Annotated in this window: 14 protein-coding genes; 10 read left to right on the forward strand and 4 right to left on the reverse strand. The window is 39.0% G+C overall.

Annotated features, from left to right (window positions below; all coding sequences use genetic code 11):
• Window positions 1-18 precede the first annotated feature (18 nt).
• Complete coding sequence (locus tag HG567_RS02585; RefSeq protein WP_202163937.1) at window positions 19-597, forward strand: tumor necrosis factor alpha-inducing protein; 579 nt, start codon at window positions 19-21, stop codon at window positions 595-597.
• Window positions 598-599: 2 nt separating this feature from the next.
• Here HG567_RS02585 and pbp1a read toward each other — a convergent pair whose 3' ends face one another.
• From pbp1a to HG567_RS02605, 4 genes are all read right to left on the reverse strand, one after another.
• Entirely contained in the window at window positions 600-2,582 is a 1,983-nt protein-coding gene (gene pbp1a / locus HG567_RS02590) for a penicillin-binding protein 1A (protein WP_202163938.1), read from the reverse strand.
• Window positions 2,583-3,704, reverse strand: coding sequence for an aminotransferase class I/II-fold pyridoxal phosphate-dependent enzyme (locus tag HG567_RS02595; RefSeq protein WP_202163939.1), 1,122 nt, complete (start codon window positions 3,702-3,704; stop codon window positions 2,583-2,585).
• Between the two features lie 22 nt (window positions 3,705-3,726).
• Window positions 3,727-5,028, reverse strand: coding sequence for a chemotaxis chemoreceptor TlpD (tlpD, locus tag HG567_RS02600; RefSeq protein ID WP_202140056.1), 1,302 nt, complete (start codon window positions 5,026-5,028; stop codon window positions 3,727-3,729).
• A gap of 72 nt (window positions 5,029-5,100) precedes the next feature.
• The gene (locus HG567_RS02605) at window positions 5,101-6,882 is read right to left on the reverse strand and encodes an ATP-binding cassette domain-containing protein (protein ID WP_202163940.1); all 1,782 of its coding nucleotides are present in this window, start codon (window positions 6,880-6,882) and stop codon (window positions 5,101-5,103) included.
• A 164-nt stretch (window positions 6,883-7,046) separates the two neighbouring features.
• Here HG567_RS02605 and HG567_RS02610 point away from each other — a divergent pair, with 164 nt between their 5' ends.
• The 9 genes from HG567_RS02610 to HG567_RS02650 all read left to right on the forward strand — a co-directional run bounded on the left by HG567_RS02610 (window position 7,047) and on the right by HG567_RS02650 (window position 26,609).
• A complete protein-coding gene (locus HG567_RS02610) occupies window positions 7,047-8,579 on the forward strand; it encodes a flagellin A (RefSeq protein ID WP_000885496.1) in 1,533 nt (510 codons plus the stop codon).
• 117 nt (window positions 8,580-8,696) lie between these two features.
• Window positions 8,697-9,353 carry a 3-methyladenine DNA glycosylase gene (locus tag HG567_RS02615; protein ID WP_202163941.1) on the forward strand — a complete coding sequence of 219 codons (657 nt, stop codon included), beginning with the start codon at window positions 8,697-8,699 and terminating at the stop codon, window positions 9,351-9,353.
• The gene (locus tag HG567_RS02620) at window positions 9,350-9,967 is read left to right on the forward strand and encodes a hypothetical protein (protein ID WP_000577389.1); all 618 of its coding nucleotides are present in this window, start codon (window positions 9,350-9,352) and stop codon (window positions 9,965-9,967) included. The genes HG567_RS02615 and HG567_RS02620 overlap by 4 nt, the downstream gene beginning before the upstream one ends.
• A 68-nt stretch (window positions 9,968-10,035) precedes the next feature.
• Complete coding sequence (gene hemE, locus HG567_RS02625; protein ID WP_202163942.1) at window positions 10,036-11,055, forward strand: uroporphyrinogen decarboxylase; 1,020 nt, start codon at window positions 10,036-10,038, stop codon at window positions 11,053-11,055.
• A gap of 9 nt (window positions 11,056-11,064) precedes the next feature.
• The gene (gene hefA / locus HG567_RS02630) at window positions 11,065-12,498 is read left to right on the forward strand and encodes an efflux RND transporter outer membrane subunit HefA (RefSeq protein ID WP_202163943.1); all 1,434 of its coding nucleotides are present in this window, start codon (window positions 11,065-11,067) and stop codon (window positions 12,496-12,498) included.
• A gap of 9 nt (window positions 12,499-12,507) precedes the next feature.
• Entirely contained in the window at window positions 12,508-13,212 is a 705-nt protein-coding gene (gene hefB / locus HG567_RS02635; protein WP_000619644.1) for an efflux RND transporter periplasmic adaptor subunit HefB, read from the forward strand.
• A gap of 12 nt (window positions 13,213-13,224) precedes the next feature.
• Complete coding sequence (gene hefC, locus HG567_RS02640; protein WP_202163944.1) at window positions 13,225-16,311, forward strand: efflux RND transporter permease subunit HefC; 3,087 nt, start codon at window positions 13,225-13,227, stop codon at window positions 16,309-16,311.
• A complete protein-coding gene (locus HG567_RS02645) occupies window positions 16,308-16,877 on the forward strand; it encodes an outer membrane beta-barrel protein (RefSeq protein ID WP_202163945.1) in 570 nt (189 codons plus the stop codon). Before hefC ends, HG567_RS02645 begins: the two co-directional genes overlap by 4 nt.
• Window positions 16,878-17,042: 165 nt before the next feature.
• Window positions 17,043-26,609 (forward strand): vacuolating cytotoxin domain-containing protein, encoded by a 9,567-nt coding sequence (locus HG567_RS02650; RefSeq protein WP_202163946.1) that lies wholly within the window; start codon window positions 17,043-17,045, stop codon window positions 26,607-26,609.
• Window positions 26,610-26,619 lie beyond the last annotated feature (10 nt).

The raw sequence follows: 26,619 nt of genomic DNA on the forward strand, positions 1-26,619 counted from the left end.
AAAATCAAAGGGGATAGCGTGTTAGAAAAATCTTTTTTAAAAAGCAAGCAATTATTTTTATGCGGATTGGGTGTTTTGATGTTGCAGGCTTGCACTTGCCCAAACACTTCACAAAGGAATTCTTTCTTGCAAGATGTGCCTTATTGGATGTTGCAAAATCGCAGTCAGTATATCACGCAAGGGGTGGATAGCTCGCACATTGTGGATGGTAAGACAACTGAAGAGATAGAAAAAATCGCTACCAAAAGAGCGACAATAAGAGTGGCGCAAAATATTGTGCATAAACTCAAAGAGGCTTACCTTTCCAAAACCAACCGCATCAAGCAAAAGATCACTAATGAAATGTTTATCCAAATGACACAGCCTATTTATGACAGCTTGATGAATGTGGATCGTTTAGGGATTTATATCAATCCTAACAATGAGGAAGTGTTTGCGTTAGTGCGCGCGCGTTCCTTTGATAAGGACGCTTTGAGTGAAGGGTTGCATAAAATGTCTTTAGACAATCAAGCGGTGAGTATTCTCGTTTCTAAAGTGGAAGAAATCTTTAAAGATTCTATCAATTACGGAGACATTAAAGTTCCTATAGCCATGTAGACTTAGAACAATAAGCGTTCTTCGCTATCGTCTGTTCTTTTGGGGGTGGGGGTGATGGAATTGGGGGTTGAATAGTAGGGGATTTTATCCACGATTTCTTTACGCAAGCCTTTGGGGACATCAAACTTCCTTTTTAAAGAAGGTTCAATCGCTAAAATATTGCGCATGAAATACGAATACACAGGCGCGCTCACAACGCCTCCTGTCGCTCCTTTGCTAATAGGCGTGTTATCGTCTCTCCCAAACCAGATCACGCTTTGCAAGGTGGGAGTAAAGCCAATGAACCAAGCGTCAATATTGTTGTTAGAAGTCCCAGTTTTACCGGCAATTTCTAAACCTTTAATGCGAGCCAAACGCCCCGTGCCGTTTTCTACCGCATTCATCAGCACTGAAAGGGTTAAAAAAGCCTGTTCTTTGGAGGTGATCTTTTTGGTTTCAATGGGCGTGAAAGTTTTGACATCGTTTTGTTGGTTAGTGATGCTTTCAATGAGCATGGGTTTGAGCATGGAGCCGTAATTAGAAAATAAAGAATACTTTTCAGCCGCATCAATGGGTGAGATAGCAAAGCTCCCTAACACGATAGATAAGTCTTTAGGGAGGTTTTTAAACCCCATATCGCTTAAAGATTGATAAATTTTTTCAAAGCCAAGCTGATCGCTTAAATTAATCGTAGCTAGATTTAACGAATGGCTCAAGGCTTCTTGCAAGGTTACAAGCCCTAAAAATTTGCGAGTATAATTGCTAGGGTGCCATGCGTGGTTTTGTGCACTGTTTTTACTATAATTGCCATTTTCAAAGTTTCGCGCGGTATCAGGGATTTTAGAAGTCGTGGAATAGCCATTATCAAAAGCGATTTGATACACAAAAGGCTTTATCGCACTCCCAAATTGCCGTTTGGCTTGCGTGGCGCGATTGAAAGCGCTTTTTTTATAATCAATCCCCCCCACTAAAGCTAAAATCTTACCGGTGCTCGTGTCTGTAACTATCATGCTAGCGTTTAAGTTGTCTTCATCTTCATCATTAGATGCGTTAGTTTTTGGCTTCTCTTTAGCGATTTTTTCTAAGATTTTTTGATGCCCAAAACGCAAGGACTCTAACGCTAAGCGTTGGTAATCCAAATCTATCGTGAGCTTGATGGTATAGCCTTGAGTTTTTAGCCCGTCTAATTGATCCAATTGCTTCAACACTTCATCCACGACATAGGGGGCGATATTTTGCGTGGAAGTTTGGTTATAAACGATTGGCACTTCATTGAGAGCGCCTTTGAGCTCGTTAGAAGAAATCCAGCCTAAAGAATACAACCGCCTTAAAATATCATTAGCCCTAGAAAGTGAAAATTCTAAATTTTTGGTAGGATCATAAAAACTCGGAGCTCTGGGTAAGGCGACTAACATGGTGATTTCTTTAAGCGTGAGTTTGTCAAGGGGTTTTTTAAAATACCCTAAACTTGCGGTTTTCACGCCATAATACCCATGCCCAAAAAAAGTTTGGTTCAAATAGCGCTCTAAAATTTCTTCTTTGCTTAGGACTTTTTCAATGCGTAAAGAAATGATAGCTTCTTTGAGTTTTCTGGTTAGGGTTTTTTCCCGTGTGAGCACCATGTTTTTAACGAGTTGTTGGGTTAGGGTGCTACCCCCTTCAGTGTAACGACCGCTTTTAGCGTTTCTAATCATAGCGCGCATGATAGCGTCTAAATTGATCCCCCCATGTTCAAAAAAGAGGGTGTCTTCTACCGCTAAAAGGCTTTCAATAAATCGCGGGGGGATTTCTTCAAAACGCGCATAAAAACGGAATTCTTTGTCGTAAATATTAGCGATCAAACGCCCTTTTCGGTCTAAAATCTGTGAAGCGACACCCGGGCGATAATCTTTAATCTTAGCAATATCTTTATCCGTAGTTACCCAAACTTGAGCGATAAGAATGGCTAACAACCCTATGATAATTAAAAATAAAACGATAAAACCATAAAAAATCTTTTTTAGCATTTAACCACTCTTAAAAGAAGATTGTATTTTAGAATAATTTAAAAGGGTGTTCGCAAGATCTTTAGTGTCTTCTAAGCTGTTTTTGAGGGATAAAGAAACTCGTAAAAGGGGTTTAGAAACCGTAGGGGGGCGGATAGCTCCCACTAAAAACCCCTTTTCTTTCAAAAAATGATGAGCGTTTAAAAGAGCGGGATTGCTTTCAAATTCTAAAGTAAAAAATCCTGCGAGCGTTCTAATACCTAAAGTTTCAAAAATAATCTGTTGGTGTTTGCTAAGCTCATTTTTTAATTTTTGTTTTTGTGCGATAAAGTATTCTAAATGGGCTAAAGTTAAAGCGGTGTCTAACAGGCTTAAAGCGGTAGTATAAATCACGCTTTTAGCACGATTAGTTAAAAACTCTATGACTTGTAAAGGGGCTAAAACACACGCCCCATAGCTCGCAAGGGCTTTAGAAAAAGTGCTGAGCTTAATGATTTTGTCTTTTTCTTTGATGCGATAATATTCTAAAAAACCCAATAAATTCTCGCCGATAGTCCCAAAACTATGGGCTTCATCTACGATTAAAAAAGCGTTAGGAATCTCTTGAACGATTGTATAAAAATCATAAGGAGCGATACTCGCATCCATAGAATAAACCCCCTCAATGGCTATGAATTTGAGCTTGTTTTTAGGGGCGTTAAAGAGTTTTTGTTTCAAATCTTTAATATCATTGTGCGAGAAAAAGATCACTTGATTAGGCTTAATCTTAGTGCTAAAGATCCCGCTCGCATGGTAGTGTTCGTCCATGAATAAGAGGGCGTTTTTGACTAAAAGGGTGTCTATTAAAGCCAGATTGCCCAAAAAACCACTCCCCACTAAAAGAGCGCTTTCAAACCCCAACAAATCCGCTAATCGCTCTTCTAATTCTGCATGCAAAGGGTGGTAGCCATTCACTAGCATGGAAGCCTTGGGGGAATGAGAAACAAAGGATTGGAGCTTATTAAAAGCGTTTTGAAGCAAGTCTTTTTTAACGCTCAAACCCAAATAATCATTAGAAGCGTAATCCTTTAATGAAGGGTCAAACAACTCTCTTTTGCGGTATCGTTTAACATGGTGTAAGGCTTCTAAGGATTTAGAAAACATCAAAACGCTTCATTGAATGGAATCATTCGCCTTTTTGAATTTTTTCAATGATTTTATTGAGTTCATCTTGTTTTTCGTAAAACATCTTATCAATATTTTCTTTGACATGTTTAGCACTATCTTCCATTAAATGCACTTTATGTTCTAGGTATTTTAAATCGGTAATGTGGTCTTCTTGAACGGCTTTAACCAAATCATTAGCTTCAGCATGCACGCTCGCATGGTGGCTTTCTAAAGCTCTATAGCCTGAAGTGTTGGAAAAATTCTCTTTGCCCGCGCCCTCATAATACCATTTGCCTAAACGGCAATTCTTATGGCTGGTAATATCAAAGGAGTTAAGGCCAAAAACCATGCCATAAAGGTTGTTTTTAAAGACCACATGATCGAGTTTGGCTAGACCGCAAAACACCCGGTTATTGATATTGTAGATGGTGTATTTTGCCGCTTGCGCGACAATCATGTTATTTTTTACGGTGGATTTAAGCTCTTCTACATCGCCCTTAATAGAGCCTACAATAGAATTAATATCGTGGGTGTTGGTTTGAATATCGTTGGCTTCTTGTTGCATGCTTTTAACCACAACGGCGATTTCTTTAGTGGCTTTTTGGGTTTTTTCAGCGAGTTTTCTCACCTCATCAGCCACCACCGCAAACCCTCTCCCATGCTCGCCCGCTCTTGCAGCCTCAATAGCGGCATTTAGGGCTAAGAGATTGGTTTGCTCTGCAATATCATCAATCAAAGAAATGACCTGAGTGATTTCATTGCTCCGTTGGTTTAGGGAGTCCGCTAACGAAGTGGCGTTTTGCATCTTTTCATAAAGCGATTCAATGTCTTGACCCGTTTTATTAACGGTCCCTAACCCTTCAGTAGAATGCGCTTCGCCATTTTTAGCCGCATTTAAGAGCAAGCCGGTTTCTTGATGGAAATACTGCATGCTTTCTTGCGCATTCTCTAAGCCCTCTTTTAAGCTCGCGCAAAAAGTTTTAAACAAATCGCTTTTATGGTATTCCCCCACACCCCCTATTTTTTTGGCTAGTGAAAAATACTGCACGCCGTCAATATTTTGGCTTTTTAAAGAATAAGAAACCCCTTGCAAATTAACGCTCTCTGCGTTTTCTTTAAAATGAACGCTTTGTTCTTCTAAATTGTTTAAGCTTGCAAGATTCCCGCTCTTAAAAACCACTTTATTGTTTTTAATGCCTACAAAACCTTCATGCAAGCACAAATTTAAAAGGCTTTGATAGAGATTGACTTCCTTTTTTAACTCCGTAATTTCAGAATCTTTCTGACTGATTTGAAGTTGCAACTGCTTATTCCCAAACATAGTGGTATCCCTTCGTTTAAATTTAACTCTCTTGAGATTATACCCAAAATTACCAAACAATTTAAGCGCTCGCTAGTATTGTTGCTTCAAATATAATTCAGAAAATAAGCCCTGTTTCTTTATAAGGGTTTCAAAGTTGCCCTGTTCTATAAGTTTGCCTTTGTCTAACACAATAATTTCATCAGCTTGCTTGACACTATTCATGCGGTGTGTAATAATTAAAGCCATTTTAGATTGCGATTTTTTAAAAATAAAATCTAAAAACTCTTTTTCTATAATGGGATCAATAGCGCTGCTTGGTTCATCTAAAACAATGCAATTACTTGGTTTTAAAAAGGCTCTTATAGTGGCTATGCGTTGCTTTTGACCCAGAGAAAAATCTATCCCATTATACTGTGTTCCAAATAATGCGTTGCTATAATCATTAAGACAATTTTGAAAATTTTCATCAAAAGATTTTAGCATTTCTCTCTTTTGCTTTAATTGCTCTCTTGTGGGGTTGTTTTGCATGAAAAGATTATCATCAATGCTATACCCAGCATAAAGAGAAAAATCTTGGAATATAGCGCTCATTTGTTGATGGTAGCTATTTAGTTCCAAGTCTTGTAGTGGGTATTTGTTATTAATGATAATTTGACCTGAATTTGGGGTATAAAAACCTAACAATAAATTAATCAGCGTGGTTTTTCCGCTAGCATTCTTGCCGACTAGTGCATAAATTTTATCAGAGTGTAAAGAGAGATTAAAGTTTTCAAAAATAAGTTTTGAATTAGGATAAGAGAAACTAATATTTTCAAATGTAATGCTATGGATTTTTTCTTCTAATTTGATTTGTGTTTCTGGTTTTGGCATTTTGTAATCTAAAATACAGAAATAATTTTCAAAGTATTTATTGATAGCAAAAAACCACTTTCCATAAAATGATAAATCTTGTAGTTGCTGCTCAGTAGAGCTAAAAGCTTGGATATACCCAGCAATTGCTCCCACACCAATTGACTTTGAAAGGATAATAAAGACCATTAGAAAGAATAGTGTAATACTTAGAATGGTGATTAAAGCATCAGCATATATGGTAAATATTAAGTTTTTTTGGGCTACTTTCACAAAATTATGGAGATACAATTCTTTGGTTTCAATAAATTTATGATGAAAATTTAGCATGAAGTTAAATAATAGGTTGTCCTTGTTCTTTTGGTTATCTAGTCCAGAATATAGATAATTTTGTATGCTCTCTTTTTTGTCTTGAAGCTTATCTATGGAAGCGCTATGTTTTTTTGCTATATGATTAGTGATAAACATGCAAGGAACTGTTGCAAAAATCATTATAAAGGGTAGATAAATACTAATGGAAAATAATATCCCAAACAGACTGATAAGCCCTATAATGCGTTGTAGATTGAAAAAGAGATTACTGACATAATTTAGGGGGCGGATGTGCAGTCCGTTATGGATAGTGTTAAGCTTGATAGTATGGTCTTTATTCTCAAAAAAACTTAGATTTTTAACTTGTGTGAGCTTATTAGCAAGCTGAGTGATGATGTTTATAGAAAATTGTTCGGCAATAATGGTTTGCAAGCTTGATAAAATTCCTGAGAATACATGCGTTAAAAACAGCAAGGCTCCCCATAGTAGCAAAGTTGGTAATAGCAAGCTGTATTCAAAATGCGTATGCTTTTGTAATAGATTTACCACAATATCAATCAATCTTATCATAACAAGAATATTTAGAGATGGAAGAATGCCGACAAATAGCACTATAATTGATACCAACACGACACATTTTGGTGAGCTTTTGTAGAGTAAAATAAAAGTCCTTAGGGGAATGTTTTTTATGGTATCCCTTAGTGTTTGCATGCAATAAGATTTAGTATAAATTTTCTTTATTATAGCCCATTTTCATGCTCTTATAAATTTTGCTTTTAAAATAAAGCCCTTTAAAATTTCAAACTTTAACCGATAATAGTTCCAACCAAAAGCAAGGATGCCTTTGGGTTTTTTAGTAACAAGGAGTTACAACAATGGCTTTTCAGGTCAATACAAATATCAATGCGATGAATGCGCATGTGCAATCCGCACTCACTCAAAATGCGCTTAAAACTTCATTGGAGCGATTGAGTTCAGGTTTAAGGATTAATAAAGCGGCTGACGACGCATCAGGCATGACGGTGGCGGATTCTTTGCGTTCGCAAGCGAGCAGTTTGGGTCAAGCGATTGCCAACACAAATGACGGCATGGGGATTATCCAGGTTGCAGATAAGGCTATGGATGAGCAGTTGAAAATCTTAGACACCGTTAAGGTTAAAGCGACTCAAGCGGCTCAAGACGGGCAAACTACAGAATCTCGTAAAGCGATTCAATCTGACATCGTTCGTTTGATTCAAGGTTTAGACAATATCGGTAACACGACTACTTATAACGGGCAAGCGTTATTGTCTGGCCAATTCACTAACAAAGAATTCCAAGTAGGGGCTTATTCTAACCAAAGCATTAAAGCTTCTATCGGCTCTACCACTTCAGATAAAATCGGTCAGGTTCGTATCGCTACAGGCGCGTTAATCACGGCTTCTGGGGATATTAGCTTGACTTTTAAACAAGTGGATGGCGTGAATGATGTAACTTTAGAGAGCGTAAAAGTTTCTAGTTCAGCAGGTACAGGGATTGGCGTGTTAGCAGAAGTGATTAACAAGAACTCTAACCGAACAGGGGTTAAAGCTTATGCGAGCGTTATCACCACGAGCGATGTGGCGGTCCAGTCAGGAAGTTTGAGTAATTTAACCTTAAATGGGATCCATTTGGGTAATATCGCAGATATTAAGAAAAATGACTCAGACGGAAGGTTAGTCGCAGCGATCAATGCGGTTACTTCAGAAACCGGTGTGGAAGCTTATACGGATCAAAAAGGGCGCTTGAATTTGCGCAGTATAGATGGTCGTGGGATTGAAATCAAAACCGATAGTGTCAGTAACGGGCCTAGTGCTTTAACGATGGTTAATGGCGGTCAGGATTTAACAAAAGGTTCTACTAACTACGGAAGGCTTTCTCTCACACGCTTAGACGCTAAGAGCATCAATGTCGTTTCGGCTTCTGACTCGCAGCATTTAGGTTTCACAGCGATTGGTTTTGGGGAATCTCAAGTGGCAGAAACCACGGTGAATTTGCGCGATGTTACCGGGAATTTTAACGCTAATGTCAAATCAGCCAGTGGCGCGAACTATAACGCTGTCATCGCTAGCGGTAACCAAAGCTTGGGATCTGGGGTTACAACCTTAAGAGGCGCGATGGTGGTGATTGATATTGCCGAGTCTGCGATGAAAATGTTGGATAAAGTCCGCTCTGATTTAGGTTCTGTGCAAAATCAAATGATTAGCACCGTGAATAACATCAGCATCACTCAAGTGAATGTTAAAGCGGCTGAATCTCAAATCAGGGATGTGGATTTTGCTGAAGAGAGTGCGAATTTCAATAAAAACAACATTTTGGCGCAATCAGGCAGCTATGCGATGAGTCAAGCCAACACCGTTCAACAAAATATCTTAAGGCTTTTAACTTAGTTTTAAGAAAGGTGTTTGTATGGGGCTAACGCTTTAAGCGTTGGCTTTTTGCTTTAATTTTTACTTCTTTTTCAATAAAATACTCTTTTTTATTTCTTTTTATTACAGGCGGTTATTGTGTTGGATAGTTTTGAGGTTTTAAAGGCTTTAAAGAGTTTGGATTTATTGAAAAACGCCCCTTCTTGGTGGTGGCCTAACGCTTTGAAATTTGAAGCTTTATTAGGGGCGGTTTTAACGCAAAATACTAAATTTGAAGCCGTTTTGAAATCTTTAGAAAATCTAAAAAACGCTTTCATTTTAGAAAATGATGATGAGATCAATCTTAAAAAAATCGCTTATATAGAGTTTTCAAAGCTTGCAGAGTGTGTCCGCCCTAGCGGGTTTTATAACCAAAAAGCCAAACGACTGATTGATTTGAGTAAGAATATTTTAAAAGACTTTCAAAGTTTTGAAAATTTTAAACAAGAAGTAACCAGAGAGTGGCTTTTAGACCAAAAGGGCATTGGCAAAGAAAGCGCGGATGCGATTTTATGTTATGCGTGCGCTAAAGAAGTGATGGTGGTGGATAAATACAGCTATCTTTTTTTAAAAAAATTAGGCATAGAGATAGAAGATTATGACGAATTGCAACATTTTTTTGAAAAAGGCGTTCAAGAGAATTTAAATGCCGCCTTAGCGCTTTATGAAAACACCATTCCTTTAGCGCAACTTTATGCGAGATTCCATGGAAAGATTGTGGAATTTTCCAAACAAAAATTGGAATTAAAACTTTGATTTTTAGATTTTTCTTAATCTTAAGCCTTTTGAAAGGGGTTTTATTAGCCAAAAAGGATTGGAATTTTTTCAAACCTTTAGAGCCTACTAAAAAATATTTTGGCTCTTTTAAAATCGGCTATCTTTATCAGCATGCAGAAACGACTAAAAGATCCCCCATCCGCCCTAAAAACCGCCCTCCTATTTTAATGGATAAAATTTACCATGACGCTTCTTTGGGCTTTGAAGCGGGTTATACTTTGAAAAAGAAAATTTTATTAGGAGGGTATTTGGATGCAGGAATGGGCGATTCGTATTTCATGAGCGCTGGGTTTATGGCAGGGGTTAGGCTTTTTAAGGGGTGGGTTATCCCTAAAATCGCCTTAGGCTACCAGCTTCAAATTTTAGGGGCTAAGATTGATAAGTATCAATTCAATATCCAATCAGCGGTGGGGAGTGTGGGCTTGTTTTTCAATGCGGCTAAAAATTTTGGCTTGAGCATAGAAGCAAGGGGTGGTATCCCTTTTTATTTTATCCAAAGCAAATTTTCTAAAGCCTTCGGTACGCCACGATTGAATATCTATTCTATTGGTATCACATTCACTTTTTATGACTTTACGAGATTTTTAGGGTAAAATATTCATTTTAAACAATAACTATAGAGTATAAAAACCATAATTAGACAAACCTTTAAGGATTTATGATGATTTTCATTGATGCATGTTTTAGAAAAGAAACGCCTTACACGCCCATTTGGATGATGAGACAAGCCGGGCGTTACCTTAGCGAATACCAAGAGAGCCGCCAAAAAGCGGGGAGTTTCTTGGAATTGTGTAAAAATAGCGATTTAGCCACAGAAGTTACCCTACAGCCGGTAGAGATTTTAGGCGTGGATGCGGCTATTTTGTTTAGCGATATTTTAGTAGTGCCTTTGGAAATGGGCTTGAATTTGGAGTTTATCCCCAAAAAAGGGCCGCATTTTTTAGAAACTATTACGGATTTAAAAAGCGCAGAAAGCCTGAAAATAGGGGCTTATAAACAACTGAATTATGTCTATGATACGATTTCTCAAACGCGCCAAAAACTTTCTAAAGAGAAAGCGTTAATCGGTTTTTGCGGATCGCCTTGGACTTTAGCGACTTACATGATAGAAGGCGAAGGGAGCAAATCGTATGCTAAAAGCAAAAAAATGCTCTATAGCGAGCCTGAAGTTTTAAAAGCGCTTTTAGAAAAATTAAGCCTTGAATTGATAGAGTATTTGAGCCTTCAAATCCAAGCAGGGGTCAATGCGGTGATGATCTTTGACTCATGGGCTAGCGCTTTAGAAAAAGAAGCGTATTTGAAATTCAGTTGGGATTATTTGAAAAAAATCTCTAAAGAGCTTAAAAAACGCTACGCGCATATCCCAGTTATCCTTTTCCCTAAAGGGATTGGTGCTTATTTGGATAGCATAGACGGGGAATTTGATGTGTTTGGCGTGGATTGGGGCACGCCTTTAGAGGTGGCAAAAAAGATTTTAGGCGATAAGTATGTTTTGCAAGGGAATTTAGAACCCACCCGCCTTTATGATAAAAACGCTTTAGAAGAAGGGGTTGAAAGGATTTTAAAAGTCATGGGCAATCAAGGGCATATTTTTAATTTAGGGCATGGGATGCTACCGGATTTACCCAGAGAAAACGCAAAATATTTAGTGCAATTAGTGCATGCTAAAACCAAGCGATAGGGGGGATTGATGAAAACTATTATAAGATATGTTAGTTTATGGGGCTTGTGTGCAACTTTAACTCTAGCCCAAGCCCCCTCTAAAACCCCAGATGAAATCAAGCAAATCCTTAACAATTACAGCCATAAGAATTTAAAACTCATTGATCCGCCGACAAGTTCTTTAGAAGCAACACCGAGTTTTTTGCCCTCGCCTAAAGAAACAGCGACCACCATCAATCAAGAGATTGCTAAATACCATGAAAAAAGCGATAAAGTCGCTTTGGGGCTTTATGAATTGCTAAAGGGGGCTACCACTAATCTCAGTTTGCAAGCGCAAGAACTCAGTGTCAAGCAAGCGATGAAAAACCACACCATCGCAAAAGCGATGTTTTTGCCCACTCTTAATATGAACTATAACTTTAAAAATGAAAATAGGGATACTCCGCAATTTAAACATTACAACACGCAACAACTCCAGGCTGAAGTCAAATTGAATGTGTTTAATGGTTTTAGCGATGTGAATAATGTCAAAGAAAAGTCTGCGACTTACCGATCCACTGTGGCTAATTTAGAGTATAGCCGCCAGAGCGTGTATTTGCAAGTGGTGCAACAATATTATGAGTATTTTAACAATCTCGCTCGCATGATCGCTTTACAAAAGAAATTAGAGCAAATCAAAACAGACATTAAAAGGGTTACCAAACTCTATGACGAAGGGCTAACCACGATTGATGATTTGCAAAGCTTAAAAGCGCAAGGGAATTTGAGCGAATACGATATTTTGGACATACAATTTGCTTTGGAGCAAAACCGCTTGACTTTAGAATATCTCACTAACCTCAGTGTGAAAAATTTAAAAAAGACTACGATTGATGCGCCTAATTTGCAATTGAGAGAAAGGCAAGATTTAGTCTCTTTAAGGGAGCAAATTTCCGCACTCAAATACCAAAACAAAAAGCTCAACTATTACCCTACGGTGGATGTTTATGACTCATGGCTTTATTGGATTCAAAAACCCGCTTACGCTTTGGGGGGTTTTGGGAACTTCTTCCCCGGCCAGCAAAATACGGCTGGGGTTACTGCGAGCATGAAATTTTTTGATGATATAGGGTTGAGCTTGCAAAAACAATCCATCATGCTAGGCCGATTAGCGAATGAAAAGAATTTAGCGTATAAAAAATTAGAGCAAGAAAAAGACGAACAGCTTTACAGGTGGTCGCTTGATATTGCCAGAGCCAAGATTGAATCTTCAAAGGCCAGTTTGGATGCGGCTAATCTTTCTTTTGCCAATATTAAAAGGAAATACGACGCTAATTTAGTGGATTTCACCACCTATTTAAGGGGCTTAACCACACGCTTTGATGCGGAAGTGGCTTACAATTTAGCGCTCAACAATTATGAAGTGCAAAAAGCCAATTACATTTTCAACAGCGGGCATAAAATAGACGACTATGTGCATTAAGGGATAAAAATGATACGAAAAATTTTAATAGGACTTTTTTTGAGCTTTTTGAGTTTGGAAGCTGGCGAGAAAGTGTATGCGATTTTCAATGTGAAAGCGGTGCAAGACTCCAAACTCACTCTGGATAGCACAGGGATTGTGGATAGCATTAAGGTTACTGAGGGGAGCGTGGTCAAAAAGGGCGATGTTTTGTTGCTTTTGTATAATCAAGAGAAGCAGGCTCAAAGCGATTCTACCGAGCAACAACTCATTTTTGCTAAAAAGCAATACCAACGATACAGCAAAACCGGGGGCGCTGTGGATAAAAACACTCTAGAGAGTTATGAGTTCAATTACAGGCGTTTGGAATCAGATTACGCTTATTCTATTGCGGTATTGAATAAAACCATTTTAAGGGCCCCTTTTGATGGCGTAATAGCGAGTAAAAACATTCAAGTGGGCGAAGGGGTGAGCGCGAATAACACGGTGTTATTGAGATTAGTCAGCCATGCTAGGAAATTGGTCATTGAATTTGATTCTAAATATATTAATGCGGTCAAAGTGGGGGACACTTACACTTATTCTATAGATGGGGATTCCAATCAGCATGAAGCTAAAATCACTAAGATTTACCCCACGGTTGATGAAAACACCAGAAAAGTGAGCGCTGAAGCCCTTTTGTCTAAGCCTATGGCAGTGGGGCTTTTTGGCGATGGGTTTATCCAAACGAAATAATAGGGTATTTTGATGTATAAAACAGCGATTAATCGTCCTATTACGACCTTGATGTTTGCTTTTGCAATCATCTTTTTTGGAGTGATGGGTTTTAAAAAATTGAGCGTGGCGCTTTTCCCTAAAATTGATATGCCTACGGTGGTGGTTACTACGACTTATCCTGGAGCTAGCGCTGAAATCATAGAGAGTAAGGTAACCGATAAGATTGAAGAAGCGGTGATGGGGATTGATGGGATCAAAAAGGTTACTTCCACGAGTTCTAAAAATGTGAGTATTGTCGTCATTGAATTTGAATTAGAAAAGCCTAATGAAGAAGCCTTAAACGATGTGGTTAATAAAATTTCTTCGGTGCGTTTTGATGATTCTAATATTAAAAAACCCTCTATCAATAAATTCGATACCGACAGCCAAGCCATTATTTCGTTGTTTGTGAGCAGTTCAAGCGTGCCTGCTACAACCCTTAATGACTACGCTAAAAACACCATTAAACCCATGCTCCAAAAAATCAATGGGGTAGGGGGCGTGCAGCTCAACGGCTTTAGAGAGCGCCAGATTAGGATTTATGCAGATCCCACTTTGATGAATAAATACAACCTGACTTATGCAGATCTTTTCAGCACGCTTAAAGCGGAGAATGTGGAAATTGATGGGGGGCGCATTGTCAATAGCCAAAGGGAATTGTCTATTTTAATTAATGCAAATAGTTACAGCGTGGCGGATGTGGAAAAGATCCAAGTGGGTAATCATGTGCGTCTTGGCGATATTGCAAAGATTGAAATCGGTTTGGAAGAAGACAACACTTTTGCGAGCTTTAAAGACAAGCCTGGTGTGATTTTGGAAATCCAAAAGATTGCCGGAGCGAATGAAATTGAAATCGTAGATAGAGTGTATGAAGCTTTAAAACACATTCAAGCCATTAGCCCTAACTATGAAATCAGACCCTTTTTAGACACCACGAGTTATATCCGCACCTCTATTGAAGATGTGAAATTTGACTTAGTTTTAGGGGCGATTTTGGCGGTTTTAGTGGTGTTTGCGTTCTTGCGTAACGGCACGATCACTTTAGTTTCAGCGATCTCTATCCCTATTTCTATCATGGGGACTTTTGCGCTCATTCAATGGATGGGCTTTTCATTAAACATGCTCACCATGGTGGCTTTAACGCTAGCGATAGGGATTATCATTGATGATGCGATCGTGGTGATTGAAAACATCCATAAAAAGCTAGAAATGGGCATGAACAAACGCAAAGCGAGTTATGAGGGGGTGAGGGAAATTGGCTTTGCTTTAGTGGCGATTTCAGCGATGCTGCTCTCTGTTTTTGTGCCTATAGGGAACATGAAAGGCATTATCGGGCGCTTTTTCCAAAGCTTTGGGATCACGGTGGCTTTAGCGATCGCTTTATCGTATGTGGTGGTCGTTACGATTATCCCCATGGTAAGCTCAGTCGTGGTCAATCCCAGGCATTCTCGTTTTTATGTGTGGAGCGAGCCTTTTTTTAAGGCTTTAGAGTCTTATTACACCAAATTGCTCCAATGGGTGTTAAACCACAAGCTCATTATCTCTATAGCGGTGGTTTTGGTGTTTGTGGGTTCGCTTTTTGTGGCTTCTAAGATCGGTATGGAGTTCATGCTGAAAGAAGATAGGGGGAGGTTTTTGGTGTGGCTTAAGGCTAAACCGGGCGTGAGCATAGATTACATGACACAAAAGAGTAAGATCTTTCAAAAAGCGATTGAAAAGCATGCTGAGGTGGAATTTACCACCTTGCAAGTGGGTTATGGCACCACACAAAACCCTTTTAGGGCTAAGATTTTTGTGCAGCTCAAGCCTTTAAAAGAGCGCAAAAAAGAGCATAAATTGGGGCAATTTGAGTTGATGAGCGCTTTAAGGAAGGAATTAAGAAGCTTGCCTGAAGCTAAAGGTTTAGATACTATTAATCTTTCTGAAGTTGCTCTTATAGGGGGCGGTGGGGATAGTTCGCCCTTCCAAACCCTTGTGTTTTCCCATTCTCAAGAAGCGGTGGATAAAAGCGTGGAGAATTTGAAAAAATTCTTATTAGAAAGCCCTGAATTAAAAGGCAAGGTTGAAAGCTACCATACAAGCACGAGCGAATCGCAACCGCAATTGCAACTCAAAATCTTAAGACAAAACGCTAACAAATACGGCGTGAGCGCTCAAACCATTGGCTCAGTGGTGAGCTCTGCTTTCTCTGGGACTTCTCAAGCGAGCGTCTTCAAAGAAGATGGCAAAGAATACGACATGATCATTAGAGTGCCTGATGATAAGCGCGTTTCTGTAGAAGATATCAAACGCTTGCAAGTGCGCAACAAATACGATAAATTGATGTTTTTAGACGCTTTAGTGGAAATCACAGAAACTAAAAGCCCGTCTAGCATTTCTCGCTATAACCGCCAACGCAGCGTTACGGTGCTTGCTGAGCCTAATAGGAATGCGGGCGTTTCTTTAGGCGAAATTTTAACGCAAGTGAGCAAAAACACTAAAGAATGGCTGGTTGAAGGGGCGAATTACAGATTTACCGGAGAAGCGGATAACGCCAAAGAGAGCAATGGGGAGTTTTTAGTCGCTTTAGCGACAGCGTTTGTGTTGATTTATATGATTTTAGCGGCGTTGTATGAGTCCATTTTAGAGCCTTTTATCATCATGGTTACCATGCCTTTAAGCTTTTCAGGGGCGTTTTTTGCTCTAGGTTTAGTCCATCAGCCTTTGAGCATGTTCTCTATGATAGGCTTGATTTTGCTCATTGGTATGGTGGGTAAAAACGCCACGCTTTTAATTGATGTGGCGAATGAAGAGCGTAAAAAAGGTTTGAATATCCAAGAAGCCATTTTATTTGCCGGCAAAACCCGTTTAAGACCGATTTTAATGACGACCATTGCGATGGTTTGCGGCATGCTGCCTTTAGCGTTAGCGAGTGGGGATGGAGCGGCGATGAAATCCCCTATAGGGATTGCGATGAGTGGGGGCTTGATGATTTCTATGGTGTTAAGCTTACTCATTGTGCCGGTGTTTTATCGTTTGCTCGCTCCCATAGACGACAAAATCAAGCGGTTTTATCAAAACCAAAAAACTTTAGAATGAAAAAAATTGCTTTAATTTTGGCTTTATGGGCGGGCTTGTCAGGGGCGTTTGAGCCTAAAAAAAGTCATATTTATTTTGGGGCTATGGTGGGTTTAGCCCCTATTAAAATAACCCCAAAACCGGCTAGCGATTCTTCTTATACAGCTTTTTTATGGGGGGCTAAAGGGGGGTATCAATTCGCTTTCTTTAAAGCTCTAGCGTTAAGGGGTGAATTTTCCTACCTTATGGCAATCAAACCCACCGCACTGCACACGATTAACACTTCTTTATTGAGCTTAAATATTGATGTGTTAAGCGATTTTTACACTTACAAAAAATACAGCTTTGGGGTGTATGGGGGGCTTGGGATAGGGTATTTTTATCAAAGCAACCATTTAGGCATGAAAAATAGTTCGTTTATGGGTTATAACGGCTTGTTTAATGTGGGGCTTGGCAGCACGATCGATCGCCACCACCGCATAGAGCTTGGGGCTAAGATCCCTTTTTCAAAGACTAGAAATTCTTTTAAAAATCTTTATTTTTTAGAGAGTGTTTTTATCCATGCGAGTTATAGTTACGCTTTTTAAAGGAGATGTATTACAGAAAGTAACTAACTGATGGTTTTTATAATGAGATTGGTTACTAACATATAAAAGGATTTGTTTTGTTTTCTTTTAATTAATATAATGACCTTTTTGTTGTAGATAGTGTTAATAAATGTAATTATATAATATAATATGAAAGGGTTCAAAATGACTTATAGAAATGGCAAAATAGATTTAAAGAATGAACGCTTTAGCAAAAACCGCTCTTTTAAGGGCGTTAAAAAGAAGATCGCTAAAAAATACAAAATCAAAAACTCGCCTTTGACAATTTACTCCTTAAAAACGCATTCAAATTCTTCTCTATCCATTAATAAAAAAATCTTCTTAGGGCTAGGGTTTGTTTCAGCTTTGAGCGCTGAAGATTATAATAGTTCGGTGTATTGGCTCAATAGCGTGAATGAAAATAACAGCCACAAATCCTACTATATCAGCCCTTTACGCACTTGGGCTGGGGGGAATAGGAATTTCACGCAAAATTATAACAATAGTCAATTATACATAGGGACAAAAAACGCTTCCGCAACGCCTAATAATTCTTCTATATGGTTTGGGGAAAAGGGCTATGTAGGTTTTATTACAGGGGTTTTTAAGGCAAAAGACATTTTTATCACAGGGGCTGTTGGCTCAGGTAATGAGTTAAAAACCGGCGGAGGGGCGATACTGGTTTTTGAAAGCTCAAACGAATTAAACACTAATGGGGCTTATTTTCAAAATAATAAAGCTGGGACACAAACTTCTTGGATCAATTTGATTTCCAATAACAGCGTGAATTTAACAAACACAGATTTTGGCAACCAAACCCCTAATGGAGGCTTTAATGCTATGGGGCGAAAGATCACTTATAATGGCGGGATTGTCAATGGTGGGAATTTTGGCTTTGATAATGTGGATAGCAATGGCACAACCACCATTAGCGGAGTAACTTTCAATAATAACGGCACGCTCACTTATAAGGGTGGGAATGGTATCGGGGGGAGCATCACTTTCACTAACTCTAATATCAATCATTACAAACTCAATCTTAACGCCAATAGCGTTACTTTTAATAACAGCATTTTAGGGAGTATGCCTAATGGCAACGCTAATACTATAGGAAATGCCTACATTCTTAATGCAAATAATATTACTTTTAATAATTTGACCTTTAATGGGGGATGGTTTGTTTTTAATAGATCTGATGCTCATGTTAATTTTCAAGGCACAACCACGATCAACAACCCCACTTCGCCTTTTGTCAATATGACCGGTAAAGTTACTATTAATCCTAATGCGATTTTTAATATTCAAAATTACACGCCTAGTATAGGGAGCGCTTACACGCTTTTTAGCATGAAAAATGGCAACATCACTTACAATGATGTCAATAACTTATGGAATATCATCAGACTCAAAAACACGCAAGCCACAAAAGACAATAGCAAAAACGCCACTTCTAATAACAACACCCACACTTACTATGTAACTTACAATTTAGGTGGCACGCTCTATCATTTCAGACAAATTTTTAGCCCTGATTCCATTGTTTTACAATCCGTCTATTATGGCGCGAACAATATTTATTACACCAATAGCGTGAATATCCATGACAATGTCTTTAATTTAAAAAATATTAATGATGATAGAGCTGATGCGATTTTCTACCTCAACGGCTTGAACACTTGGAATTACACTAATGCGAGATTTGCGCAAACCTATGGCGGGAAAAACAGCGCTTTAGTCTTTAACGCTACGACCCCTTGGGCTAATGGCGCGATCCCTAAATCTAACAGCACGGTGCGTTTTGGGGGGTATGAGGGAGTCAATTGGGGGAAAACGGGCTATATCACCGGCACTTTCACAGCCGATAGGGTTTATATCACCGGTAACATGATGTCTGGGAATGGCGCTCAAACCGGTGGGGGGGCGACTTTGAATTTTGTGGGCGCGACTGAAATTAATATCGCTGGAGCCACTTTTAAAAACCTAAAAACCACTTCGCAAAACTCTTACATGACTTTTATCGCCTTAGGGAATGGCTCTAGGAGCGGCAAGATCAATGTCTCTCAATCTGATTTTTACGATTGGACGGGTGGGGGGTATGATTTTACCGGTAATGGCGTTTTTGATAGCGTGAATTTCAACAAAGCCTATTACAAATTTCAAGACCCTAAAAACACTTACACTTTTAAAAACACGAACTTTTTAGCAGGGAATTTTAAGTTTCAGGGCAAGACCACCATTGAAAAATCCGTTTTAAATGACGCTTCTTACACTTTTGATGGCGCGAATAATACCTTTACTGAAAACAAATTTAATGGCGGTTCGTTTAATTTCAACCACGCAGAGCAAACAAACGCTTTTAATAACAACTCGTTTAATGGCGGATCGTTTAGTTTTAACGCTAAGCAAGTGGATTTTAATCATAACTCGTTCAATGGGGGCATGTTTAATTTCAATAAAACTTCTAAAGTCAGTTTCACTGATGACACTTTTAATGTGAATAGCCAATTCAAAATAAATGGCGCTCAAACAACTTTCACTTTCAATAAGGGCGTTGTTTTCAACATGCAAGGGCTTTTGAGTAGCCTAAGCGTAGGCACGACTTATCAATTACTCAGTGCTAAAAGCGTGGATTATAAGGATAACAATAACGCTTTGTATCAAATGCTGCGTTGGACTAGTGGGGAAAACCCTAGCGGTAAATTAGTGGATGAAAATAAAACCGCACCAAACAGCGCTAAAATTTATAATGTTCAATTCACCGATAACGGCTTGACTTACTACATTAAAGAAAATTTTAATAACGGGATCACGCTCACTCGTTTATGCACTCTAGGTTATACGCATTGCGTGAATATCCATAATGATGCGTTTAATCTCAAAAATGTCAATAACAACGCCAGTAACACCGTGTTCTATCTCAATGGCATAACGACTTGGAAGATCGCTGGTACAGGCGTTTTTAACCACAATTATAGCGGCGCTAACAGCGTTTTAGTGTTCAACCAAACCACCCCTTTTCTTGATGGGGCGAATCCCACTTCTAATAGCGTGGTGGGTTTTGGGAAAACTTCAGGGGCTGAATGGGGGCTAGTGGGCTATATTCAAGGCGCTTTCAGGGCGAGTCAAATTGATATTACCGGCACGATTCGCTCTGGTAATGGGGCTCAAACCGGTGGGGGTGCGACTTTAGTGTTTAACGCTCAAAAGCGTTTGAATATCGCTAACGCTCATTTGAATAGCGATAAAGCCGGTTTGCAAAATTCATGGATGAATTTCATTGTCAATAACGGCAACTTGAATGCAACAAACGCAAATTTTAGCAACCAAACCCCTAATGGAGGCTTTAACCTTAAAGCCAATAATATCACTTGGGATAAAGGGTCTGTGAGTGGAGGGGGGAATTTTGGCGTGGATAACGCTAGTGCTAACGGGAAGGCGGTGATTAAGAATGTTAGTTTTAGCGATAACGGCACTTTGATTTATAAGGGGGGCGAAAACAGCGCCGGAAATTCCCTAACCCTAGAAAACAACACTTTCAATTCTTATAATATCAACGCCAGAGTGCAAAACCTTATTTTCAATAATAACTCGTTTAATGGCGGGAGCTATTCGTTTAACGACACTAAAAACACCATCTTTAAAGGCACAAACACGCTTATTAACAGCGATCCTTTCAGCCGTCTTCAAGGATCAATTGCTATTGACAATAATAGTATTTTTAATATTGAAAGGGATTTGACTGACAACACCACCTACACGCTTTTAAGTGGGAATAATATTAAATATAATAATGAAATTTTGGCGGACAATGCTTTTTCAAAAAATTTATGGAATTTGATCCATTATGGTGGCGAAAAAGGGACTCTATTAAGAGCGGATAACAACACTTTTTTTGTGCAATTCACCCAAAGCAACGGCCAAAAATTTGTCTTTGAAGAGACTTTTAATCCGGGCTCTATCACCTATAAATATTTCACTATCCATTCTTCGCCTTTCCACACAGACGCTGATTCTAAGGATATTTGGAGTCAAGTGAGGAAGCAATTTGATTTTATTCCAGGAAAAACCCCGGTGTGCGTTGGGGTGTGCTATATCGCGCCTTATAAAAATCAAGATCTTATCGGCTCTAGCGCTTTTGCATGGTCGCTGAATTTTGGGGCTACGGTGGTAGGGACTTTGCTTTTAGGGAGCGCTCAAGAAAAGGCCAATAACAATGGCGGATCGATCTGGTTTGGTAAGAATAATTTGTTGTATTTGCATGGCAATTTCAATGCGACTAATATCTTTTTAACGAATAATTTTAATGTCGGCAACCCTAACGCCGGCGGTGGGGCGACGATTAGTTTTAACGCTGATGAAACCTTGAACGCTGACGGGTTGAATTACACGAATTTCCAAACCGTGGCTATGGGCTTACAAACTAGCGCGAGCCAGCATTCTTGGGCGAATTTTAATTCCAGGCTTTCTATGGAGATTAAAAACTCTAACTTTAGGGATTTCACATGGGGAGGCTTTAGGTTCAATTCAGGGCGTATCGCTTTTGAAAACACCACTTTTAGCGGTTGGACTAATATTAACGGAGCGACTGAAAGCGGTTCGTCGTATGTGAATATGGTTGCGAATACGGATTTGATTTTCACTAATTCCATTTTAGGAGGGGGCGTTCGCTATGATTTGAAAGCTAATAACATTATTTTCAATAACACTCAAATGGTGATTGATGTGTCTAAAAATGTGAATCAGTCTTCATTGAATGGGAATGTTACTTTCAATCATTCCAGGCTTTCAGTCAAGCCCAACGCTGCTATTAATATTGGGGATAGCCAAACCCAAACGACTTTAGAAAACGCTTCAAGCCTTTCTTTTTACAACAACAGCGTGGCGAATTTTAACGGCGCAACCGCTTTTAACGGGGTGTCTTATTTGAATTTGAACCCTAACGCTCAAGTAAGCTTCAATCAAGCAAATTTCAATAACGCTAATGTAACCTTTTATGGCATTCCTTTATTTGGTAAAACGCCTGATTTTGGCAACTCCACACGCCTGATTAATTTCAAAGGGAATACAAATTTTAATCAAGCCACGCTCAATTTAAGGGCTAAAAATATCCATATCAATTTCCAAGGCGCTTCCACTTTTGAAAATAACTCTACGATGAATCTAGCTGAAAGTTCCCAAGCGAGTTTTAATACGCTTAGCGTGGAAGGGGAAACGAATTTCAATCTCAATAATTCAAGCTTGTTGAATTTCAATGGTGATAGCGTTTTTAACGCTCCTGTGAGTTTTTATGCCAATAATTCTCAAATTTCTTTCACTAAATTAGCGACCTTTAATGCAGACGCTTCATTTGATTTAAGCAACAACAGCACCCTGAATTTTCAAAGCGTTCTTTTAAATGGCGCTCTAAACCTTTTAGGCAATGGCGCTAACGCTTTATCCATTAATGCAAGCGGGAATTTCAGCTTTGGAACTCAAGGGATTTTGAATCTGTCTTATATGAATCTATTTGGGGGGGATAAAAAAACTTCCGTTTATGATGTGTTGCAAGCCCAAAATATTGATGGTTTAATGGGGAATAACGGCTATGAGAAGATCCGTTTTTATGGCATACAGATTGAAAAGGCTGATTACTCGTTTAATAACGGCGTTCATTCGTGGAGTTTCACTAACCCGCTCAATACGACTGAAACGATTACAGAAACCTTGCATAACAACCGCTTGAAAGTGCAGATCTCTCAAAACGGCGTTTCTAATAATACGATGTTCAATCTCGCCCCTAGCTTGTATAATTACCAAAAAAACCCTTATGATGAAAGCTCTAATTCCTATAATCACACAAGCGACAAAGCCGGCACTTATTATTTGAGCAGCAATATCAAAGGCTTTAATCAAAACAATGAAACACCCGGGACTTATAACGCGCAAAACCAACCATTACAAGCCTTACACATTTACAATCAGGCTATCACTAAGCAAGATTTGAGTGTGATCGCCAATTTGGGTAAGGAGTTTTTGCCTAAAATAGCCAATCTTTTATCTTCAGGGGCTTTAGACAATCTCAATCTCAATAGCCCGAATGGTTTTGAAACTCTTTTTGGTATCTTTGAAAAGTATGGTATCACTTTAAACCAAGAAAATTGGAAGAGCTTATTAAAGATTATCAATAATTTTTCCAACACGGCTAATTATCATTTCTCTCAAGGCAATCTCGTTATAGGAGCGATCAAAGAAGGGCAAACGAACACTAATAGCGTGGTGTGGTTTGGAGGCGATGGCTATAAAGAGCCATGCGCGGTTGGGGATAACACTTGCCAGATGTTTAGGCAGACTAATTTAGGGCAATTGCTTTATTCTAGCGTGCCTTATTTAGGCTACATTAACGCTAATTTTAAGGCTAAAAACATTTACATTACCGGAACCATCGGCAGTGGGAACGCTTGGGGGAGCGGAGGGAGCGCGAATGTGTCTTTTGAAAGCGCGACGAATTTAGTGCTCAATCAAGCCAATATTGACGCTCAAGGGACCGATAAAATCTTTTCTTATCTAGGGAAAGAGGGCATTGAAAAGCTTTTTGGAGAAAAAGGTTTAGCGAATGTGCTTTCTAATATTGTTTATGAAGAAAGCTTGAATGATAACGCTATCCCTAAAGATTTAGCCAACATGATCCCTAAAGATTTTGGATCTAAGACTTTAAGCTCTTTGTTTAGCCCTACTGAAGTGAATAATCTCTTAGGCGTGAGCGCTTTTAAAAACGCGATCATGGAAATTTTAAATTCTAAAACGGTGGGCGATGTTTTTGGTGAAAACGGGCTTTTAAACGCGCTAGATCCTATAAAAAGAAAAGAAATCAATCAAATGCTTTTAGAGCAAATCCAAGCCCATTCTTCAGGGTTTGAAAAGTTCATCGTTAAAACTTTAGGGATTGAAAATGTAGAGAATTTCATCAATAACTGGTATGGCAAACAAAGTTTGAGTTCTTTTGCCAATAATTTTGTGCCTGGAGGCTTGAATCAAGCCCTTGATCAAATAGGTTCTAGCGCTGATGCCAAAGACTTACAGAGTTTCTTGGATAAAACGACTTTTGGGGATATTCTCAATCAAATGATTGAACAAGCCCCCTTAATCAATAAGCTCATTTCTTGGCTAGGCCCGCAGGATTTGAGCGTTTTAGTCAATATCGCTTTAAATAGCATCACTAACCCCAGTAAGGAATTATTGGGCGCGATTTCTGGAATGGGTCAAAAAGTGCTGAACGATTTATTAGGCGAAGGCGTAGTGAATAAAATCATGAGCAATCAAGTCCTAGGGCAAATGATCAATAAAATCATCGCTGATAAGGGATTTGGAGGCGTTTATCATCAAGGTTTAGGCTCCATACTGCCTCAATCTTTACAAGATGAATTGAAGAAATTGGGCATGGGCTCTTTACTCAAACCTAAAGGTTTGCACAATCTCTGGCAAAAAGGGAATTTCAATTTCGTGGCTAAAAACCATGTGTTTGTGAATAACAGCTCGTTTAGTAACGCCACAGGGGGGGAATTGAATTTTGTGGCGGGCAAGTCCATTATCTTTAATGGGAAAAACACGATTAATTTCACGCAATATCAGGGCAGGCTTTCTTTTGTTTCTCAAGATTTTTCTAATATTTCATTAGATACCTTAAACGCTACCAATGGTTTAATTCTTAATGCGCCACGAAACGATATTAGCGTTCAAAAAGGTCAAATTTGCGTGAATGTTTTAGATTGCATGGGCGAGAAAAAAGCTAATCTTTCAAACGCAAGCGCTCCAACTAATGAAACGCTAGAAGTGAATGCGAATAATTTCGCTTTCTTAGGAACAATTAAAGCGAATGGATTAGTGGATTTTTCAAAAGTCTTGCAAAATACCACGATTGGGACTTTGGATTTAGGGCCAAATGCTACTTTTAAAGCGAATAATTTGATCGTGAATAACGCTTTTAACAACAATTCTAATTATAGGGCTGACATTAGCGGTAATCTCAATGTGGTTAAAGGAGCGGCTCTCAGCACGAATGAAAATGGTTTGAATGTGGGGGGGAATTTGAAGAGTGAAGGGTCATTAATCTTTAATCTTAACAATAAAACCAATCAAACGATTATTAATGTGGCTGGCAATTCTACGATCATGTCTTATAACAATCAAGCTTTAATCCATTTTAATACTCAACTCAAGCAAGGCGCTTACACGCTTATAGACGCTAAACGCATGGTTTATGGCTATGATAATCAAATCATTCTTGGAGGGAGCTTGAGCGATTACCTCAAGCTTTACACCCTCATTGATTTTAACGGCAAACGCATGCAATTAAAGGGCGATTCACTAAGCTATGACAACCAACCGGTCAATATTAAAGATGGGGGTCTTGTGGTGAGCTTTAAGGACAATCAAGGGCAAATGGTGTATTCATCTATCCTTTATGATAAAGTTCAAGTTAGCGTCTCTGATAAGACCATGGATATTCATGCCCCTAGTTTGGAATACTATATCCAGCGTATTCAAGGCAGCACTGGTTTGAATGCGATCAAATCTGCGGGCAATAATTCCATTCTGTGGCTGAATGAGCTTTTTGTGGCTAAGGGGGGTAATCCCTTGTTCGCTCCTTATTATTTGCAAGACAATCCTACTGAACACATTGTTACTTTAATGAAAGATATTACCAGCGCTTTAGGCATGCTTTCTAAACCCAATCTTAAAAACAATTCCACCGATGCTTTACAGCTCAACACTTACACGCAACAAATGAGCCGTTTAGCCAAGCTTTCTAATTTCGCTTCCTTTGATTCAACGGATTTTAGCGAACGCTTGAGCAGTCTTAAAAACCAAAGATTTGCTGATGCGATCCCTAATGCGATGGATGTGATTTTAAAATACTCTCAAAGGGATAAATTAAAAAACAACCTTTGGGCGACCGGCGTTGGGGGCGTGAGCTTTGTGGAAAATGGCACAGGAACGCTCTATGGTGTCAATGTGGGCTATGACAGATTCATTAAGGGTGTGATTGTTGGAGGGTATGCGGCTTATGGGTATAGCGGGTTTTATGAACGCATCACTAATTCTAAATCCGATAATGTGGATGTGGGCTTGTATGCGAGGGCTTTCATTAAAAAGAGCGAGCTGACTTTTAGCGTCAATGAAACTTGGGGGGCTAATAAAACCCAAATCAGCTCCAACGACACTCTGCTTTCTATGATCAATCAGTCTTATAAATACAGCACATGGACGACGAACGCAAAAGTCAATTACGGGTATGATTTCATGTTTAAAAACAAAAGCATCATTTTAAAACCTCAAATTGGTTTAAGGTATTACTATATCGGTATGACCGGTTTAGAAGGGGTAATGAATAATACGATCTATAATCAGTTTAAAGCGAACGCCGATCCGTCTAAAAAATCCGTTTTAACGATTGATCTTGCTTTGGAGAACCGCCATTATTTCAACACAAACTCTTATTTTTATGCGATTGGCGGCGTTGGTAGGGATTTGCTTGTGAGGTCTATGGGGGATAAATTGGTGCGTTTCATTGGTAACAACACTTTGAGTTACAGAAAAGGTGAGCTTTATAACACCTTTGCGAGCATCACTACAGGCGGGGAAGTGAGGTTGTTTAAAAGCTTTTATGCGAATGCTGGGGTGGGGGCTAGGTTTGGATTGGACTACAAAATGATCAATATCACCGGAAACATTGGAATGCGTTTAGCGTTTTAAAAGGTGGGGG

The sequence above is a fragment of the Helicobacter pylori genome (assembly GCF_016755635.1).
GTDB lineage: Bacteria > Campylobacterota > Campylobacteria > Campylobacterales > Helicobacteraceae > Helicobacter > Helicobacter pylori_CQ.

What these genes read in the sequence shown, in the direction of transcription:
- hemE (WP_202163942.1), top strand. Translation starts at nt 10,036, where the DNA reads ATGATTTTCATTGATGCATGTTTTAGAAAAGAAACGCCTTACACGCCC.
- hefB (WP_000619644.1), top strand. Translation starts at nt 12,508, where the DNA reads ATGATACGAAAAATTTTAATAGGACTTTTTTTGAGCTTTTTGAGTTTG.
- HG567_RS02645 (WP_202163945.1), top strand. Translation starts at nt 16,308, where the DNA reads ATGAAAAAAATTGCTTTAATTTTGGCTTTATGGGCGGGCTTGTCAGGG.
- HG567_RS02610 (WP_000885496.1), top strand. Translation starts at nt 7,047, where the DNA reads ATGGCTTTTCAGGTCAATACAAATATCAATGCGATGAATGCGCATGTG.
- HG567_RS02595 (WP_202163939.1), bottom strand. Translation starts at nt 3,704, where the DNA reads ATGTTTTCTAAATCCTTAGAAGCCTTACACCATGTTAAACGATACCGC.
- HG567_RS02605 (WP_202163940.1), bottom strand. Translation starts at nt 6,882, where the DNA reads ATGCAAACACTAAGGGATACCATAAAAAACATTCCCCTAAGGACTTTT.
- tlpD (WP_202140056.1), bottom strand. Translation starts at nt 5,028, where the DNA reads ATGTTTGGGAATAAGCAGTTGCAACTTCAAATCAGTCAGAAAGATTCT.
- hefC (WP_202163944.1), top strand. Translation starts at nt 13,225, where the DNA reads ATGTATAAAACAGCGATTAATCGTCCTATTACGACCTTGATGTTTGCT.
- hefA (WP_202163943.1), top strand. Translation starts at nt 11,065, where the DNA reads ATGAAAACTATTATAAGATATGTTAGTTTATGGGGCTTGTGTGCAACT.
- pbp1a (WP_202163938.1), bottom strand. Translation starts at nt 2,582, where the DNA reads ATGCTAAAAAAGATTTTTTATGGTTTTATCGTTTTATTTTTAATTATC.
- HG567_RS02650 (WP_202163946.1), top strand. Translation starts at nt 17,043, where the DNA reads ATGACTTATAGAAATGGCAAAATAGATTTAAAGAATGAACGCTTTAGC.